The 16,147-nt window shown below is 45.1% G+C and carries 17 protein-coding genes; 6 read left to right on the top strand and 11 right to left on the bottom strand.

Translation table 11 applies throughout. The annotated features are described in order from the left end of the window. Window positions 1-60: 60 nt before the first annotated feature. Window positions 61-2,550 carry a hypothetical protein gene (locus tag LAY57_RS27365; RefSeq protein WP_249070339.1) on the bottom strand — a complete coding sequence of 830 codons (2,490 nt, stop codon included), beginning with the start codon at window positions 2,548-2,550 and terminating at the stop codon, window positions 61-63. Between the two features lie 123 nt (window positions 2,551-2,673). Then, complete coding sequence (gene tnpA, locus LAY57_RS27370) at window positions 2,674-3,084, bottom strand: IS200/IS605 family transposase (protein ID WP_249070340.1); 411 nt, start codon at window positions 3,082-3,084, stop codon at window positions 2,674-2,676. A gap of 29 nt (window positions 3,085-3,113) precedes the next feature. Between tnpA and LAY57_RS27375 the strand changes: the two genes are divergently transcribed. Beyond that, complete coding sequence (locus LAY57_RS27375; protein ID WP_249070341.1) at window positions 3,114-4,376, top strand: RNA-guided endonuclease InsQ/TnpB family protein; 1,263 nt, start codon at window positions 3,114-3,116, stop codon at window positions 4,374-4,376. Here the strand turns inward: LAY57_RS27375 and LAY57_RS27380 are convergent. Beyond that, window positions 4,368-5,354: a hypothetical protein gene (locus LAY57_RS27380; protein ID WP_249070342.1), complete on the bottom strand. Its 987-nt coding sequence runs from the start codon at window positions 5,352-5,354 to the stop codon at window positions 4,368-4,370. The two genes, LAY57_RS27375 and LAY57_RS27380, sit on opposite strands and share 9 nt — an antisense overlap. Window positions 5,355-5,634: 280 nt before the next feature. Between LAY57_RS27380 and LAY57_RS27385 the strand changes: the two genes are divergently transcribed. Continuing rightward, a complete protein-coding gene (locus LAY57_RS27385) occupies window positions 5,635-5,823 on the top strand; it encodes a hypothetical protein (protein ID WP_249070343.1) in 189 nt (62 codons plus the stop codon). A 75-nt stretch (window positions 5,824-5,898) separates the two neighbouring features. On the opposite strand, the gene LAY57_RS27390 is transcribed toward LAY57_RS27385, so the two are convergent. Continuing rightward, window positions 5,899-7,341: a TniB family NTP-binding protein gene (locus LAY57_RS27390; RefSeq protein ID WP_249070344.1), complete on the bottom strand. Its 1,443-nt coding sequence runs from the start codon at window positions 7,339-7,341 to the stop codon at window positions 5,899-5,901. Between the two features lie 431 nt (window positions 7,342-7,772). Between LAY57_RS27390 and LAY57_RS27395 the strand changes: the two genes are divergently transcribed. Both LAY57_RS27395 and LAY57_RS27400 read left to right on the top strand, forming a co-directional pair. Further along, on the top strand, window positions 7,773-8,210 hold the full coding sequence (locus LAY57_RS27395) for a glycosyltransferase (protein ID WP_249070345.1): 438 nt from the start codon (window positions 7,773-7,775) through the stop codon (window positions 8,208-8,210). A 114-nt stretch (window positions 8,211-8,324) separates the two neighbouring features. Beyond that, entirely contained in the window at window positions 8,325-10,226 is a 1,902-nt protein-coding gene (locus tag LAY57_RS27400) for an ABC transporter ATP-binding protein (protein WP_249070346.1), read from the top strand. Window positions 10,227-10,311: 85 nt separating this feature from the next. On the opposite strand, the gene LAY57_RS27405 is transcribed toward LAY57_RS27400, so the two are convergent. Both LAY57_RS27405 and LAY57_RS27410 read right to left on the bottom strand, forming a co-directional pair. Then, the gene (locus LAY57_RS27405; RefSeq protein ID WP_249070347.1) at window positions 10,312-11,316 is read right to left on the bottom strand and encodes an isopenicillin N synthase family dioxygenase; all 1,005 of its coding nucleotides are present in this window, start codon (window positions 11,314-11,316) and stop codon (window positions 10,312-10,314) included. A gap of 48 nt (window positions 11,317-11,364) precedes the next feature. Beyond that, on the bottom strand, window positions 11,365-11,577 hold the full coding sequence (locus LAY57_RS27410; RefSeq protein ID WP_249070372.1) for a hypothetical protein: 213 nt from the start codon (window positions 11,575-11,577) through the stop codon (window positions 11,365-11,367). Here LAY57_RS27410 and LAY57_RS27415 point away from each other — a divergent pair. Continuing rightward, window positions 11,484-11,690, top strand: a complete 207-nt coding sequence (locus tag LAY57_RS27415) for a DUF6220 domain-containing protein (RefSeq protein ID WP_249070371.1) — start codon at window positions 11,484-11,486, stop codon at window positions 11,688-11,690. The genes LAY57_RS27410 and LAY57_RS27415 overlap by 94 nt on opposite strands. A gap of 425 nt (window positions 11,691-12,115) precedes the next feature. On the opposite strand, the gene LAY57_RS27425 is transcribed toward LAY57_RS27415, so the two are convergent. The 4 genes from LAY57_RS27425 to LAY57_RS27440 all read right to left on the bottom strand — a co-directional run bounded on the left by LAY57_RS27425 (window position 12,116) and on the right by LAY57_RS27440 (window position 14,665). Next, window positions 12,116-12,709, bottom strand: a complete 594-nt coding sequence (locus LAY57_RS27425) for a hypothetical protein (RefSeq protein ID WP_249070348.1) — start codon at window positions 12,707-12,709, stop codon at window positions 12,116-12,118. Between the two features lie 98 nt (window positions 12,710-12,807). Next, entirely contained in the window at window positions 12,808-13,284 is a 477-nt protein-coding gene (locus tag LAY57_RS27430; RefSeq protein WP_249070349.1) for a hypothetical protein, read from the bottom strand. Window positions 13,285-13,442: 158 nt separating this feature from the next. Further along, the gene (locus LAY57_RS27435; RefSeq protein WP_249070350.1) at window positions 13,443-13,583 is read right to left on the bottom strand and encodes a hypothetical protein; all 141 of its coding nucleotides are present in this window, start codon (window positions 13,581-13,583) and stop codon (window positions 13,443-13,445) included. Window positions 13,584-13,609: 26 nt separating this feature from the next. Continuing rightward, window positions 13,610-14,665 carry an SDR family oxidoreductase gene (locus tag LAY57_RS27440; protein WP_249070351.1) on the bottom strand — a complete coding sequence of 352 codons (1,056 nt, stop codon included), beginning with the start codon at window positions 14,663-14,665 and terminating at the stop codon, window positions 13,610-13,612. Window positions 14,666-14,815: 150 nt separating this feature from the next. Between LAY57_RS27440 and LAY57_RS36665 the strand changes: the two genes are divergently transcribed. After that, window positions 14,816-14,950 (top strand): zinc ribbon domain-containing protein, encoded by a 135-nt coding sequence (locus LAY57_RS36665; RefSeq protein ID WP_420839139.1) that lies wholly within the window; start codon window positions 14,816-14,818, stop codon window positions 14,948-14,950. Window positions 14,951-15,082: 132 nt separating this feature from the next. Here LAY57_RS36665 and LAY57_RS27445 read toward each other — a convergent pair whose 3' ends face one another. Beyond that, complete coding sequence (locus tag LAY57_RS27445) at window positions 15,083-16,126, bottom strand: hypothetical protein (RefSeq protein ID WP_249070352.1); 1,044 nt, start codon at window positions 16,124-16,126, stop codon at window positions 15,083-15,085. Between the last annotated feature and the right edge of the window lie 21 nt (window positions 16,127-16,147).

Below are 16,147 nucleotides of genomic sequence, written 5' to 3' on the forward strand. Positions count from 1 at the left end.
ATCTTTTTACTTTCATCTCTTGGATATAGGAGTTTAGACTAACCGCGCTTAAAAGCGCGGTTAGTCTAAACTCCAGTCTGTACCCTCCAGCCAGAAAACAGCTTCCGCACCACAGGCAATATCAGAAATACTGAGATTCCAACGATGTCTTTCGTGTTCTGGCAGTGCTGACCATCGTCGAATCCAGGCTTCGGCTGAACGAAGGCGATCTTCTGCGCGATCGCGTTGTGCTGGATCGCGAGCATACATTGCAGCTATGCGGAGATGAACCGAACCCAGCCACGAATCATTCTCGTTGCGGGAGTAAAGACGGGCAACGCTATCGGTGTCTCCATATCGTGCCGCAAGTTCGGGATTCTCCCGAACCAACTCTGTGACTGCACTGTTAGAACGAGCAATTTCTGCGGCAAGTAGGGTAAGTCGGACAGCCTCATCTTCACAACCTAATTTACAGGCAGATTTCATTGCCAAAATGATACGTCTTTGCTCGACCTGGAGACGCAGAACATTATCTTGAATAACTGAAGAGTCAAGACCAGCGATCGCTAGCTCAATAACATCTTGGTACTGCTTTGCTTCAAAGAGATGTTCTGCAACTACTTTGGCTGCGTAACTGTCTTGGGTTGCAAGCCCTTTAAAGTGTTCGCCCAACTGCTTTTGAGCAGCGATCAATTCATTAGGCGTTAGCCGATCTCGTAGATAGGTTTCAAAATCTTCATCACGGAAGAATACTTCATCGTTTTCCAGGACTAAACCAGGCATCAATGCACGACAGAAGTTACTTGCTTCTTCAAAGACGATCCCTGTAGCCTCAGCAAAAATATGAATTGGAACTGGGCGTGTCAGACAAATCAACGCCGATAATAATTGCTTCGACTTATTTGGTTCTGAGGAATCCTTGACAGCAGCTTCTAGCAAATCGCCAAATAAAGCATCTGGGGTACTGCGTGAGTCTTTAAGAAGTCGTGCTAAAGCTTTTTCGTTTGCGCCTGCCGTTTTCGCTTTATCTAACAGGTAATACTGCACTCGCGGATTTCCATTGGTGTGATTATGGAACAACACGCTGTTCTGAGGATCGACGTTTGGAAATACCTGCCCTAAGTGATTTGTTGATGCGTCTCGATTGAAACCTTGAAGTTCAAATTCAATGATTCCCGGAGGTGGTTGTAGGGTTGCTCGTCGGTGCGATCGCGAGGTCATCAGCAAACGACAGTTTTTAGGAATAGGGATACTCCATAGGGCAGGCACGAAGCAGTCTTTAAGATCCTCCTTAGTAGCAATAATCGCGTTATCTGCCGCATCGATAGCAATGACCAGCAACCCTAACTCTCCTTGGGCAGCAACAATCTTTGATGCCATTTCCAAGGATTTCCTGAAGTTGCGGTAGAGATCGGGTTTATCCTGGGCTGATTGAATAAGGAAGGGAGTGCCACAATGAACGGCTAATTCATTTGTCAAGTGAAGCAATGCTCGTTTGTGAGTATGGCGTTCATCTCCAGCGACCAGATAATTGCCTCCTGCGAAACAGTCGTACAGAATTACGACAGATCCTGACGGTAAATACTTGGATAACCCCTGAATAGTTGTAGTTTTACCAACACCCGCATTCCCATGAGCTAAAACTTTGCAACCACTTGCAGTAATAACGTCAGCTAATTTTTTAGCTTCGTTAGTCTCAATAACATACTCTACAGCTTGAATATGAGAAGGGGCTGGAAGAAGAGCCTCCCTATTGTAAACACCGAGAGACGCTAGAACATCATGTTCTAACAATCCTTTTGAGCGTTCTGTTTTTGGTAGAGCTTCTTGTCGAATCAATTCGCAGAGATCTCGTAAAGCTGCAGTAGGGTTATTGCTTATGGAAGGCCCCAATTCCTGAATCAAAAGTAAGCGTTGAAATTCCAGCGCTTCTTCTTCGCAACTACTCAGATCTAGAATCCGCAGAAAATTGGTAAATTCACCACTCGTCAAGCCAGTCCCAGCTTGTAAAGCTTTGATAACATCGTGATTCTGCGCTGGCAGTTGTTTGAGCAATTGAGCCGTCTGAATCTGGGTAGAGACTGCGATCGCCTTCAAAACTTCTTGGACATTACTCAGTACAGCCTGCAATTCAGCAGCTGCTGGTTGGTTGCTAACTAAACGTATACTGAGCTTCCTAATAACCTCATCACGAGGATTTTTTAGAACAAAGCCCTTGTAAATATCCGCTAAACGCCGAATAACTGAAGCTTGCCCTTTTTTGCGAATCACGCACAATCGGCTAGCTGTCCATGCTTGCGTATGGTGGCGTGTACTGTACTTGAGTTGTGAAGCAATAACTCTTGTTGCAGTAGAAAAATCTTCTCCACCGTAGTACTCACTAAGATCAACCCCTAAAAAGAGAGCTTTACCATCCTCAGGACTCTCGGCATCAACTGCTGACACCCCTTCCATCATCACTTTGTAGAGTTCACTCTTGGGATCGAGAAGTCGGACTGCCCTTCGCGCAGCCCACAAAATGTGAAATTCATCTCCTGCATTAGACTCTCTTGCTCCTGATGTCGAAACCATTGTTACAAAGCCTGCTCGATCGCCCGACGTGCCAACTAAATGTCGGCAGGGGTCACCCGTTATATCCGTAGGGTTAACGGGTGACCCCTGCCGACCAGCGTAAAACTGAGCGGCAGCGAATCCTTATTCTGGAGTAGCTTGCTGCTCAACATATTTTTTAAGCTGTTCAACCGTTACTCCTCCGCAACTAGCAACAAAATAGGAGCCAGTCCAGAACACTGGTTTTCGGTAGATTTGGTTGAGGTAATCACCGAACTCTTTACGAATTAAGCGACTAGAAACCGTTTTAAGGTTAGCAATAAATTTGCTCAGTTCAATTTGAGGATGATAACGAACCAGTAAGTGTACGTGGTCATTTTCTCCGTTAAACTCTAGCAGCGTTGCCTCCCACTTTGAACAAGCTTCATCAAAGATAGCAGCCAGTCGCTCATGGACGGCTTTATTAATAACCTTCTTGCGATACTTGGTCACAAATACAATATGAGCGGTAAGCGAGTATACAGACCTAAAGCCTTTTTCGTAGGCGGTTGTCATAGATGGCGATAAGCTATAGAATGATAGTTATGATTCTAACTTACTGCTACCGAATTAAACCCAGTGCCGAACAAGAAGCCACCATGCTCTATACATTAGAGTTGCTTCGCCGTCACTGGAATTATTGTTTGGGGCAAAGGTTGGACTGGCTACGACGAACCCGTTGTCAAATTGACCGCTGTAGTATTGTTTCCGAGCCAATCGGAGAGATACCTGCAACTGTTAACTACTACACTCAGCAGTCACACCTAAAGCAGACTAAGGTGCTGTTCCCTGACTACAAAAACATCTGGTCTGAATCACAGCAGGTCAATCTGCAACGGTTGAACAAAGCTTGGGAGCGTTGGCTATTTCCCGATAAGTCGGGTAAGCGAGGTGGTAGACCGAAGTTTAAAAAGGCTGGTGAACTGCGGTCATTTGTTTATCCGCGAGTTAACTGTCCTAAAGCTGGAGCGCATCTCAATAATGGTATGTTGAAACTGTCAAAGATAGGAGAGATGCCAGTTATCATACATCGACCTATCCCTGATGGCTTCACCTTAAAAACTTGCACCATTGTTCATAAAGCTGACGGCTGGTACTGTTCTATCTCTATACAAGATGAAAAAGTACCCGAACCGATGCCATTGGACGAGGTGAAAACGGCTGTTGGCATTGATGTTGGGCTCAAGGAATTTCTCACCACGTCTGATGGTGAGACGGTTCCGGTGCAGCAGATAACCCTTAAAACTCAGTCACATTTAGCTCGTCAACAACGCAAATTAGCAAGAATTGAGAAAGGCTCAAACCGCTCTAATCGGCAAAAAAACAAAATAGCCAGAATTCATCAACGAATTGGCAGAATCCGGGAAAACTTTCACTACAACACTGCTCATAATCTTGTCAAAAAATATGACTTGATTGCGGTGGAAGACTTGAATATCAAAGGACTTGCTCGTACAAGGTTGAGCAAATCAATTTTGGATGCGGCATGGGGAAGGTTCATTACCATCTTGGAGGCAGTGGCAGTTAAATGCGGCGTCCGAGTGGTAAAAGTAAGTCCTTATGGCACGTCTCAAAATTGCTCAGGTTGTGGAGTAAAAGTGCCGAAAACTCTATCTATTCGCCTGCATGAATGTCATAGATGCGGGTTGCAAATGGACAGAGACGAGAACGCAGCTCGGAATATATTAGAACGAGCATTAAACGAGGTGGGACTCATCTTGCCTGCGCGTGGAGGCTTAGGGGATACTCAGCCCGTGAAGCGCGAAGCTCTATCAGACTGGGATGGTGTACAGCTATCTCTATTTTGATTGAGAAGCTCCCGTTATAGCGCAAGCTCGGGCGGGAGAGAACGTCACCTCAATTTGTTCGACAGCATCCAAATAAGCCAGCGCTGCTGCATCCCAACATGATGTTTGCTGCATCCTGTTCAAAATAACTTTCCCAAACTCATGCACCCTCTCAAAGCTTTGCAATCTCAAAACCCGCTCTGCTACTTCGCCGAAATTCGGCATTGCATCTTCGATCGCCACCACATCCGATTCAAGTAGAGGCACTATTTCCGGCCCCATATCCACCTTCAGCGTCGTCCCAACTTCCGTAATTCTGCCCCAGTATCCATTCCACTTCCTTTCCGGCGTTTTATCTAGAGGAAACAAAGGTATTCTCACCATCACCCAAGACCCTACGCTCTCAGGAGTAAAATGCTGTTTGGATGCTACATTCTCATTTAATACCTCCGCCGCCACACCATTTTCTGCATCTGGAGAAGGTTGTGGATCTCCATCAACATTGGCGCTAACAACCTGGGAAGATGAGCATGGAGGATTAGCTTTAATCAAAGCTTTGGCTTGTTTAACAGTATTGGCTGCTCCCGATGCGATCGCTTCCAGCGTATCCCTGCGTTTATTCTCCGGCATCTTCGCGATTTGATACCCCGCGTCTATACTTTGGTGGTTAATAATATCAAGCCACACTCTCGCCAATTCGGGACAGTATTTTTTGAGGTCATCAGCAGCTAGTATAGCGGTACGCCCCTTCCGGTAGTTTCTGCCGCACCCCAAACCCACTATAGCCGCCACGAGATTTTCCGTCAGTTCCATTTCCTTTCCAGTCAACTCCAAGTTGAGCAGGCCCAATGGAAAATTTTCCATTGGGCCTTCCCCATCAGCTGACTGGGACAAATTTGAATCTTCTGCACAACTAGCTTTTTTAGCAGCGAGGTTATTCCTTATTTTCCGAGCGATCGGCTCAACAGTCATTGCGAGGATGCGGCTTGAGTCGTTCAAGTTCGATATGCTGAATTTCGTTGCCGATTGCCAGCAACATTATCTCGTTTTCGTTCATATTTACAAGCCCTGGTTGTTTTTGGGGATTGGGGCTTTATGTCCTCGCCAACGGAAGCCCAATGAAGCTGCTTACACGGTAAGAACGGCGCTTCGGGGCTTGGTGGCTGGGACTGTTCTATCGACAGCTTCCTGCCTTTACACGATTAGGATAGCATACTTGTCATACTTATCATACGTTTCATAATGATACGATAGTAGTGAGTGTTCCCAACGGTTGAAAATGGCAAGAAAACGAATCACCCTATCGCTAGATGAAGATTTACTCGAACGAATTAAACTCGCGGCTGAAAAAGACGATCGCAAAATCAGCAACGAGGTAGAGATAATATTAGTCAAGCACTATTTTCCGCCTCAAGAAAATTCTGAATCAAGTTCGGGTTTAGGCGTTCGCTCGGCAAAAAAAATCTGATAAGCTGAAAATTTCAGTTGAGATATTGAGGTATTTTAGAGTGGTACTCTTTACCAAAATTAGAAATAATTCCAATTAATTTCCAATTGTTGAATCTAAATCCAGCCTGGTTCGTTTAACAATAGCCTGAAAAACTTCAGAACTAATATAAGCAGCCGGAGATGAACCAGGCTTAACTGCTATATAGCCCAAAGATTCCAATTTTCGCAGTTTCTTTTTAGCTCTAGCAATATCGGGAAAACGCCGCCCATCTCGCGTATACTTGTCAGTTACAAACCAGTTCATTAAAGAAGCGATCGAACTAGCAGTAATCCCCAGCTTGGCTACAGTTTCGTGATAATAAAGTGGATGAATATAATTTTCAACATCAAATAGTAAAGGGGGAAGTTGTTCTGCTAAAACGTACTCATCGTTTGGTTGATATTCTTTGGGAACGCTTAGAATTACATCCAAATCCATTTCTCGAATTGTGTGAACGATAATTGCTGCCTCAGTATCTCCATCGAGTTCTGCTACTAATTCTTGAGAAACATGAGGTGCAAATACTGGTTCTCGGAAACGCGCTAAAGTTTCAGAAGCCTTTGATAATAACGCTTTTGAAAAAGATGGAATATCCGTTTCCCCATTAAAAGTTACGCTACCACGCGCCTGGTCTACCTTTTGTCGTTGGGTTTCATATTCATCCCAATTCATTAAAGTATTGCATTCCTCCTCTTCACTAATACCTTGCTCAATTTCCACTCTAGTTTCAGCTTTTTGGAAGAGAAAATCTTGGTAAGCACTATTTAATATCTGAAGCAAAGTACCAATATGTCCTTCACAAGCTGCCGCTACTTGCTGTCCCCATTGACTGTCCCAATTCAGGTAATTAGAACCCAATTCTTCTTCTTCCCACTGCTGACAAACTTGCAGTGCTTCTGTTAATTCTAGCTTAGGAAATAAGAAGCGATCGCACCATCGCGTCAATAGCGGTTTGCGCGACATCCGCCACTGAATTTTGGGCGTGTAATCGATAATAACAATCCCGATATGGGGAACTGCTTCTGTCAAAAATTTCAGCAGCGTTTCCATTACTTTTTGCGAGTAATGAGTTACTTCATCTATCACGATTAAACGAGTGGAAGCAGCTAATAGGAATTCTACCAGCTTCTTTTCCCAATATGTCGTATTGCCGTTGAAGCGCTTGCGGATCGAATCTACATTATTAACCCACGGAAAGATATCAAAAGCTATCTGCTGCAAGCTGAACTTGTAAGTTTCTGCTGGCCACGGGTGGTAGTAAATCACTGTCACAGCCTGCATTGCCTTTCTCTGCGGTACTCCGCTATGGCGTTGCACGAAATCCATCGTCACCGCTGATTTGCCAATATAGGTATCGCCGTAACAGATACCATGAGAACCTGTTGCTAATTTATCAGCTAACCAAGTGCGATACTGGGAAACTACACCCACCTCTAGAATTTGTTTGTGGTGCATTTCCCATAGATAAAATGGTAAGTCTACTTCTGATTGGCTCATCTGTTGCTTCCCCTTCCTCATTTGGAAATTTGAGCAAGTTAGCACAACCTTTTCTATCTTAGTTCATTGAGCGAGTTTTTCACTGGGATTTTAAGCAAACAACAGGGGAATTTGGCTTTTGTTGAAGGCTGAAACGTAAAAGTGATCGGATTCTAATTTTAGGGAATTAGGACATTATTCTACAAAGGTTTTAACTTATTGCAGTCGATGATGTACGCAGCCACATCTTCACCTCAAGACCCTGGCTCGCTGCCGACCCGACGCTAGCCCCCTGGCCTGACCCCGCAGACCAAGCCGTATTCCAAACTGGTGCCTGGATACTGCCGGATCAGCGTCCACTCTCCCCCGAACTGGAAGCGTTCCTCGACGCTGGGGAACCACCCGTTTACTTCGGCTTCGGCAGCATCCGCGCGCCGGAAGACCTTAGCCGGGTGGCGATTGAATCAGCCCGTGCGATCGGACGGCGTGCGATCGTGTCGCGTGGTTGGGCTGACTTGTCTGTCGTAGACAACGAGCCGGACTGCCTCGCTCAAGGCGAGGTCAACCAGCAGGCGCTGTTTAAACGAGTCGCCGCCGTCGTCCACCACGGCGGCGCGGGTACCACCACCGCCGCCGCGCGAGCTGGTGCGCCTCAAGTGATCATCCCGCAGATGTACGACCAGCACTACTGGGCGCAACGCATTCACCACCTGGGCATCGGAACCGCACACGCACCGGGGACACCAACCACCGATTCGCTGACGAGTGCTCTCAGAAACGCGCTCCAGCCCGATGTGGCTGCCCGTGCCCAATCCATCGCTACTGCCGTGCGCGGCGATGGTACGCTCCTCGCCGCCCAGCGCTTGATAACTGCCGACAAAGACGTTTGAAAAGCATGACCAAGCTGGTAGACGAAGACCGCGTTGTTTTACGTGTTTGCGTATGTTTTGTAGCAAAAATATCTTCAGGAGGGAATTATGTATTAGAGACTACATTTCTTCTTTATGCAGCAATTTATATCTTGCACGATAAGCCAACGTTGGTTGATGCAGATCGTTGTGCGATCGCTCTCCTACTTCCGCCAAGAAATAAAAGCGATCGCGGCTCTGCTGGTTCTCATCGGCGCATCAGTGGTTTTGAATCTGCTTAATGCTTGGCCGATGGCGATTTTAGTCGATACCGTTCTCTCGCCAAATCCCCAACCAAACTGGATTCATCAATTATTTCTTGCTCCTTTCGGCGAAAGCAAAGTCCACCAAATTGTCGGCATAGCGCTCGTGGGGATGAGCCTCAAGATCCTGAGCGATACCGTCATTATGCTGCGTACAATGTTGAACTACCGCATCAAGTACAACGGAACCATGCGGGTTCGCACCGAATTATACGATAAACTACAGGCACTTAGTCTCGGCTGGCACAAAGAACGATCGCAGGGCGATGCTATTTATCGGTTGAGCTATGACAGTCTTGGCCCTTGGGGAGTAATCGATACGCTGATCGGCTCTACCGCTGCATCGGTTACACTAACAGCGATGATCTGCATTATGCTGTCGCGCCACGTCCTTCTTACCGTGTTGGCACTTTCAATTACACCGCTTATGATCCTCGCCAATTGGTACTTCGGCGAAAAGATCAGACATCGAGCCAAAGAGTCCAAGCGGATCGACGCACTGATGACCTCCACTATGCAGCAATCGATAGAATCGATCGGACTAATCCAATCTTTCGGTCGAGAAGCAACCGAGTCGCAGCGCTTTGTGAGAGTAGTCGAGCAGAGTATTGCTGCCTCTTGGCGACTTAACTGGCAGGAAACTTTGTTTCCACTCGCCATTCAGGTAATTTTTGCGCTGGGAGGTGCAGTAATCTTCGGCTATGGGGGATATCTGGTTTATCGCGATCGGTTCTTGCATCCCGTCCCGAACAGCTTAACTCCTGGCGATCTAATCGTATTTATGGCGTACTTGGGGCAATTGTGGGACCCGTTAGGTTGGGTTTTAGGATTCACTACTAAGATCCAAACCTTTGTAGCTTCATGCGATCGCATCTTTGCAGTTATAGATGAGTCACCTGCTATAGCAGATAAGCCTGACGCGGTAACGCTGACTGTCCGTCCTCGCACGATCGCTTTTTCCCATGTCAGCTTCTCTTACAACCCAGAACAGCCCATCTTAAGGGAAATCAATGCTAGTATTAAACCCGGTCAGATGGTGGCGTTTTTGGGTGCTAGTGGGACGGGGAAAAGTACGCTGCTCAATCTCCTGCCACGCTTCTACGACCCGACCGAGGGAAGTGTCCTTCTCGACGGCTTCGACCTTCGCAATCTTAAGCTTGCTGATGTCCGCAAACATATAGCCCTCGTCACCCAAAATAGCCCGCTCTTTCCCGGAACGATCGCCGAAAATATTGCATACGGCTGCACTAATGCGACTTTCGATGAGATCCGACAGGCGGCGATGGAATCAGGGGCAGCTGAGTTTATCGATATTTTGCCAGAGCAGTACGATACTATGCTTGGTGAAGGAAGTCAGAACCTGTCGGGCGGACAGCGACAACGTTTAGCGATCGCACGGGCTTTAGCTACTAAAGCGCCTATACTTATCCTTGATGAACCTACGAGTTCGTTGGATTTAAAGCACGAGCAGTGGGTAATAGAAACTCTCCAGCGCCTACGTGGGAATCGAACTATTATTTTGGTCACGCATCGATTGGAAACTGTCTTCGAGTGCGAGCGAATTTTTGTTATGCAGTCGGGTAATATCGTTGAGGATGGCATCCATACCGATCTCCTGGCTCGACAAGGACTCTACTTCCAAATGTTGGGATACCGTTTGAAAGATGCTCGAAGCATGACAACTCTACCTGCAAGCTTTAGACACCAAAATAAGCCAAGAAAAAATTTAAATTAAGCCAATTATCTTGGAGAAGAAAAATTTTAATTGTTCTAACTACACTACCTCTTTAGTTATGACAGTTGACAGTGTAAAATACAGACTATAAGACTTGCTGACGCAATTGTGGAAAGACTTTAGCCACCTTATTTAATAGATAATCACCGTAAGTCCCACTAAACGAGTGTACGCTAGAAAAATCCCAACGTTCGTTTTTGTGATCATTAACGATGAAACCATTGAGTTCGATCGGTTGTAGTTCGGCATAGAAATTGGGGTCGAAAAAGAACGGAAATGATAAGCGGGAGCGCCCTGAGAGATTTTTAACCCGATGTGGTGTAGAGCGGTAAAGCCCACCTGTTAAGCGGTCGAGCATATCACCAATATTGCAGACAAACGAATTGGCAACAGGCGGCGCATCAATCCAACCGGACTTTGACTTTACTTGCAAGCCACCACAATCATCCTGCTTGAGAATCGTTAGCAAGCCGTAATCTGTATGTTCGCCTACACCCCAAGATGATTCTTGCTCCTTACTCATAGCTGGATAGTTGAAGATGCGAAACAAAATTAAAGGATCGGCAGTGTAGCGAGAGCGAAAGTAAGACGCTTCCAATCCTAGACTGAGGGCAATTCCTCCCATGAGTACCTGTCCGAGTTGAGTCATGGCAGCTAAATATTCCAAGACTGTTTCTCGAAATAGAGGAATAGCTGGAAATAAGTTGGCCCCGTGCATCGGAACACCTGCCTGTACGGATGGATGCGTTTCATCTAGTTGAGTGCCAAAATAAATCCCCTCTTTTAAATCCGGTCTGCCAGAGGTCAGTTCATCCCCGACTGGAAAATAACCACGCCACGCCCGACCCCCTAACTCCATCCGAATCTGCATTTTGGTTTCTATGTCTTGAGCAAAAAACTGTCGGCTTAGTTGCTCCAATCGTTGTTGCAATTGCTCATCAATACCGTGTCCGACAATGTAGAAGAAACCATTATCGCAGCAAGCTTGACGAATTTGAGTGGCCATCTCATCCGTTTCAGTACCTAATATCAAAGGGCTAATATCGACGAGCGGAATCTGAGTCGCTTGTATTGCTAATGGAGTAGTCATACTTTTATTTTGGGGTGGCGATCGCGTCGGCTGGCTCGAACTATACCCCTATAACCTCATCAAATTACAGGAGTATATAAGAAATATTCTGTCATAAATAACGCCATTTTGTAACGCTTGGGTGGAGATTTTTGAGGTGCGCGATCGCGCAAGTGCTAACCGTCGGATTGGCATATTTTTACCACCCTGAGTGGTGGAACGTCCATGTTTGGCTAGTACGAGGGTACTGTGGATTATCACTAATTCTACCGATATGGGCATACTCGCTCCCTTTTTCCCCCAAGGTGCGTCGCCTCACGGTAAGTCTGCCAGTGCCATTACCCGCATTTCTCACAAATAAAGCGATCGCTAACCACAAAAGCCTTACTGGATAATGGTTTTAGCGTGCAAACACCCAGTTTCCACATCCAACAGTGTGTGAACTGATATCAATTCAAAATTATCAGGAATTAGAGGGGTAAGAAATAAAATATTAACCGTGATTTTTCGATGATAATTAAACTATTTAATCAATCAATTAGCCGGTGAATAAATCTGCTATAATTATGGAAAATCGGCTGAAAGAACAACAATTAGATTTATTCGCTGACCGCACTTCGACTCAAACGTTTCAAAGTAACAACGATTGGGATTATCGGCTGATAGTTAGCCGTGTTTGTGACTAACATCACCTCACCTATTGCATCAAGTCACTTTACATTAGTTAACATTACGTTACATTGATTTACATAAGAAAATCCTTAATTAGGTTGGCCATTAAAGTTAAATTATTTGCGATTAATAAATAGCTTTTTAGAGGTTAAGGCGATTGGGAATAAGTTTGTCTTTTATAAATAAAATAACGATTTAAATCTTTGTTAGTAGCCATGTATATTGGAATAATGGCACTGAGAACCGCCATAATCAAACTGCCAACAACAAGGGTAGTTGAGAGCTTTGAACTCAATCCAACAACCATTGTAATCAAAACTACAAATACCAAACTACAAATACTCATCAAGAGCCATTTAGCCCATGAACGTCCTTGTAAAACAAAGTACATTACTACAATCGTTAGTAAGATACGACCGATAGCCCACCTATCCTGTGCCATGAACACCAATGTAGCATCTATGGCAAACAACAGCAGGAACATAGCAACTAATTTATTGCGAGCTTTTAAAGCACATTGGTCAAGCTGGGTCATAGATTTGTGATGATGATGGTAAGTTTCTAATATTTGTATAAGTATACACTTAATAAAATCGGGAGTCTGGTAGCCCCATATTTTTAAATCGGGGCGGAAAAACGACGCGGCTCTCAAACCTTGTTGATAAAATGATTTTTTGTTGACGATAATTTTGAATTGATCCCAGTTTACACACTGTTGGATGTGAAAACTGGGTGTTTGCACGCTGAAACCATTATCCAGTAAGGCTTTTGCGATTGGCGATCGCTTTCTTTGTGAGAAATGCGGGGAGAGTCCACTACACCAGGGTTGTTAGACTCCCACTAATACTGGAGAGTAAGCGAGGTGAATCCTTCCGAGCTATCGGTACTCAAAACAATGTCCCTGCCGAAAAAGAACGTTTCCCAGTTTTCGACCCATACTACTGAATCAATTGTGCCAGGAACTCCTTTTAGTTCGCCTGAATACACGTTGCTTTCAATCCAATCTTTATCCCAAGCATCATCTCCTTTAGCAATGAGCTTAACGCGCAGATGCCCGCGAACGCCATTAGGAAAATCGTGGTAGAAAGGAATGGCTGTGCCTGATACAGAAACACCAACACCATCTGGATTTTGAAACACCCAATAGTATGTTGCTAATTCAGAGCGATTGAGACGCGGGGTATTTCCTGGTTCTAGGTTGAGGCGCTTCAAAAGATCGTTGTCGCGATAGATTTCAATTTTGATCTGCGTGTCAGTTCCGCTCCACCACTGCTCACCAGTTTTAATAGTCCAGTCAATTTTAGTTACTTTAGTCACCTTACCTTTCTCCTAATTAGAAATAACTGTTAACTATTGTTGACCCGCTCGAAAATGCTAGATCTGGACTAGCAAATGATTGCCGTCCAAACTAATAGTTTACAATTTCACTTTATTAACTCAACAAAACTCTGTCAGTACCCTTGAGGGTACTCTTGTCAAAGTCTCCAGCAACTATTAATTTTTGGAACCAAAACTAATACAAAGGTCTGCAAACTGGCAGAAATATCGGGCTGACCCGGTTTGAGTTGAAACTGCTGCCACAGCCCGTTCAGCGGTCGTTGAGATTTTGAAGACATCTGCTCATCCCACAAGAAGCTATTTTTTATTTGCCTACTGGAAGCACTTTATGAAGCCGATAGCGATCGAGCAACCGCGCAAACATGGAGCTAGTGTCTACAATTTCCTTAAAACCGTGCAATTTGATTTTCGTTGTATCAGAAATCACATCGTAATCACACCCAAAAATGAAGTCGCCAAACCACCAAGCCGCTAAATCTTTAAACGCAACTGGTTTAAGGCTATATCGCTGCTGAATTTCCTGCCAAATGGGTGCTTTATCCGCCATCATCGTCGATAAAGAGATAGTTTGAGGCTCAGCAACCTGCATTTCCAAGTAATCTGCCAATTGAGCCCACAAATATTTCCAGCGAAACAGATCGCCATTCGTAATATTGTAGGTTTCTCCTGCTGCACGAGGCTCAGTTGCAGCCCAAAGCACTGCTTTTGCTAATAGTTCCGCATCCGTCACTTGAGCCAGCGCATTGTATGCCCCTACTTTACCTGGAAAGCGCATCGGTAGACCGTAAAATCGGCAAATTTCAGCGTAGACGGCGATAACCAGAACAATACTCATCGGTGTACCGATCGAGAACCCACATACAACATCTGGACGGAGGATGGTAAATTCCCAACTCTGTTGCTTGGCGGTTTCTTTGAGAATATCTTCTTGGTCGTAGTAAAAATTGGGAGGCAAATGGCGTGGATCGGTTTCTTTGGCTGGAGTTTTGAAGGCACCGAGATGGACACCGTAAGCTTTCACACCTTGCATCAAAATAACTCGTTTCAGGTTAGGAGCAGCATTTTGCAGTACTTGCATTAATCCTTGAAACATCTGGATGTTCAGTTCGTTCTCTTTGAATTTATCCTCGTGGCTAACGTAAGCTGCATAAACTGCGTGGGTAACATCAGCAAATTGCTCTAGGGCAGCATCATACAGGAATGGTTGTAATAAATCCAATTCTACAAAAGGCGTCAATTCCGAAATTTGCTGCTTGTGACGGGCAACCCCAATGCCTTGCCAATCATCCTGAGTATCAAGATATTCAATGATGCTGCGTCCAATAATCCCTGTCCCACCGAATACTGCCAACTTTTGCATTGCTATTTTCTGCCTGTTTTCGCGCTCTTTACCATAAACACTATTAGACGAAGTTTATTTTTCCTCTATCTGCGTGTAGATTTACAATGATTTTGCTTTTGTATTTAGACTGTTGCCATAGAATTTCTCGAATGCAAGATAGACGAAAAAATTGAATATGTGGCTGTAAAGTCAGGCCAGAAAATATATCGAGTTAATCCTCAATATACCAGTCAGACTTGTACTAAATGTGGGCATATTGATAAAGCTAACCGCAATGGTGAAAAGTTTATTTGTAGCAATTGAGGTCATGCAGATGATGCTAATTACCAGGCAGCAAGAAACGTAAAGCTCAAGGCAATAGAAGCTTATGGGCTGAATAAGGCGGGAAAATAGGAGACGATCGCACCAACAATGCGATCGTCTATACTCCAGTTATCAGCGTGCTATGGGTTGCCCTGTTTCGCAATCAACTTGTTGTACTAAAGTGCCATCAGGAAGTTGATACTTGCCACCACCCAAACCTTTTGCCCCATCAGGAAGTCCCCCGCCACTACTAGCACCAGCTTCACCGCCAGCCCCACCGCCGTCATTACCGGAATCACCTCTGTCACCGCCGTCAATTTGAGGTGTAGCAGTCCCAGAATTTTGGACAGCTTGTACTGCCTGAGTTCCTTTTTGTGCCAGAGTATCAACAGCACTAACCGTATGACTAGCGGCATCACCAGCTCTACTAGCTACCACCGCCGCAGTCGCATCAATAGAACGAGCAATTTTGGGAGTGGCTGCTACCGCTATAACCACTGCTTTCTGACTTAAAGCCATTGCATTCGACCGGGTATGTTCTAGAGCTTCTGTATTCACCTTTAGTTGCATTTTAGGTATTGCTGGCACACTATGGATAGCATCCCCGATCGCATTTGACGGATTTGGTACTGTTATTCTAGGCCCTGGTGGTATTGCAGACAGTTTTGGTGGCATAGGCATTGATATTTTAGGTCTCAACCCACTGGGAATCTTCGGAATACTTGGCAGTTTGGATAGCGCTACCGACACCCTTGGCAATTGAACTTGTTTTTTCTGGACATCTTTGTTGATTCGCTCGCTCTGTAATGGCGGTACTGTTGGCTTTTGTGCAGGTATTTCCGGTGCTAAAACGTTTGAAAAATCGTTCTCGCGCACGGAGCTTACATCATCTGACGGCAGAGAAGCAGTTCTGTAAAAAGAATCGCTAACTCTAGTTCGACTTTCACTATCCTTAATGGGATGATAGTCTTTCTTATTTGAAAGAAGGAAGCTTATTCCTACAAATCCAATTCCGAATCCCACACTACAAAGGCTAAATACTGCCCAAACAGGCAAGCCTAGAGTTTTTTGGCTAGCTTTTTTACTTGTCCAAGCGGTTTGACGTTGAGGAAATTGTACAACTTGACCTAATGGTTGAGTCGAAATTTCGCGTTGGGTGGTTTTTAATTTTCTCATGATTACTGTCCGGTAATTGTT

It is taken from the genome of Argonema antarcticum A004/B2 (assembly GCF_023333585.1).
Lineage (GTDB): Bacteria > Cyanobacteriota > Cyanobacteriia > Cyanobacteriales > Aerosakkonemataceae > Argonema > Argonema antarcticum.

What these genes read in the sequence shown, in the direction of transcription:
- LAY57_RS27365 (WP_249070339.1), bottom strand. Translation starts at nt 2,550, where the DNA reads ATGGTTTCGACATCAGGAGCAAGAGAGTCTAATGCAGGAGATGAATTT.
- tnpA (WP_249070340.1), bottom strand. Translation starts at nt 3,084, where the DNA reads ATGACAACCGCCTACGAAAAAGGCTTTAGGTCTGTATACTCGCTTACC.
- LAY57_RS27375 (WP_249070341.1), top strand. Translation starts at nt 3,114, where the DNA reads ATGATTCTAACTTACTGCTACCGAATTAAACCCAGTGCCGAACAAGAA.
- LAY57_RS27385 (WP_249070343.1), top strand. Translation starts at nt 5,635, where the DNA reads ATGGCAAGAAAACGAATCACCCTATCGCTAGATGAAGATTTACTCGAA.
- LAY57_RS27390 (WP_249070344.1), bottom strand. Translation starts at nt 7,341, where the DNA reads ATGAGCCAATCAGAAGTAGACTTACCATTTTATCTATGGGAAATGCAC.
- LAY57_RS27400 (WP_249070346.1), top strand. Translation starts at nt 8,325, where the DNA reads ATGCAGCAATTTATATCTTGCACGATAAGCCAACGTTGGTTGATGCAG.
- LAY57_RS27405 (WP_249070347.1), bottom strand. Translation starts at nt 11,316, where the DNA reads ATGACTACTCCATTAGCAATACAAGCGACTCAGATTCCGCTCGTCGAT.
- LAY57_RS27410 (WP_249070372.1), bottom strand. Translation starts at nt 11,577, where the DNA reads ATGCCCATATCGGTAGAATTAGTGATAATCCACAGTACCCTCGTACTA.
- LAY57_RS27435 (WP_249070350.1), bottom strand. Translation starts at nt 13,583, where the DNA reads ATGTCTTCAAAATCTCAACGACCGCTGAACGGGCTGTGGCAGCAGTTT.
- LAY57_RS27440 (WP_249070351.1), bottom strand. Translation starts at nt 14,665, where the DNA reads ATGCAAAAGTTGGCAGTATTCGGTGGGACAGGGATTATTGGACGCAGC.
- LAY57_RS27445 (WP_249070352.1), bottom strand. Translation starts at nt 16,126, where the DNA reads ATGAGAAAATTAAAAACCACCCAACGCGAAATTTCGACTCAACCATTA.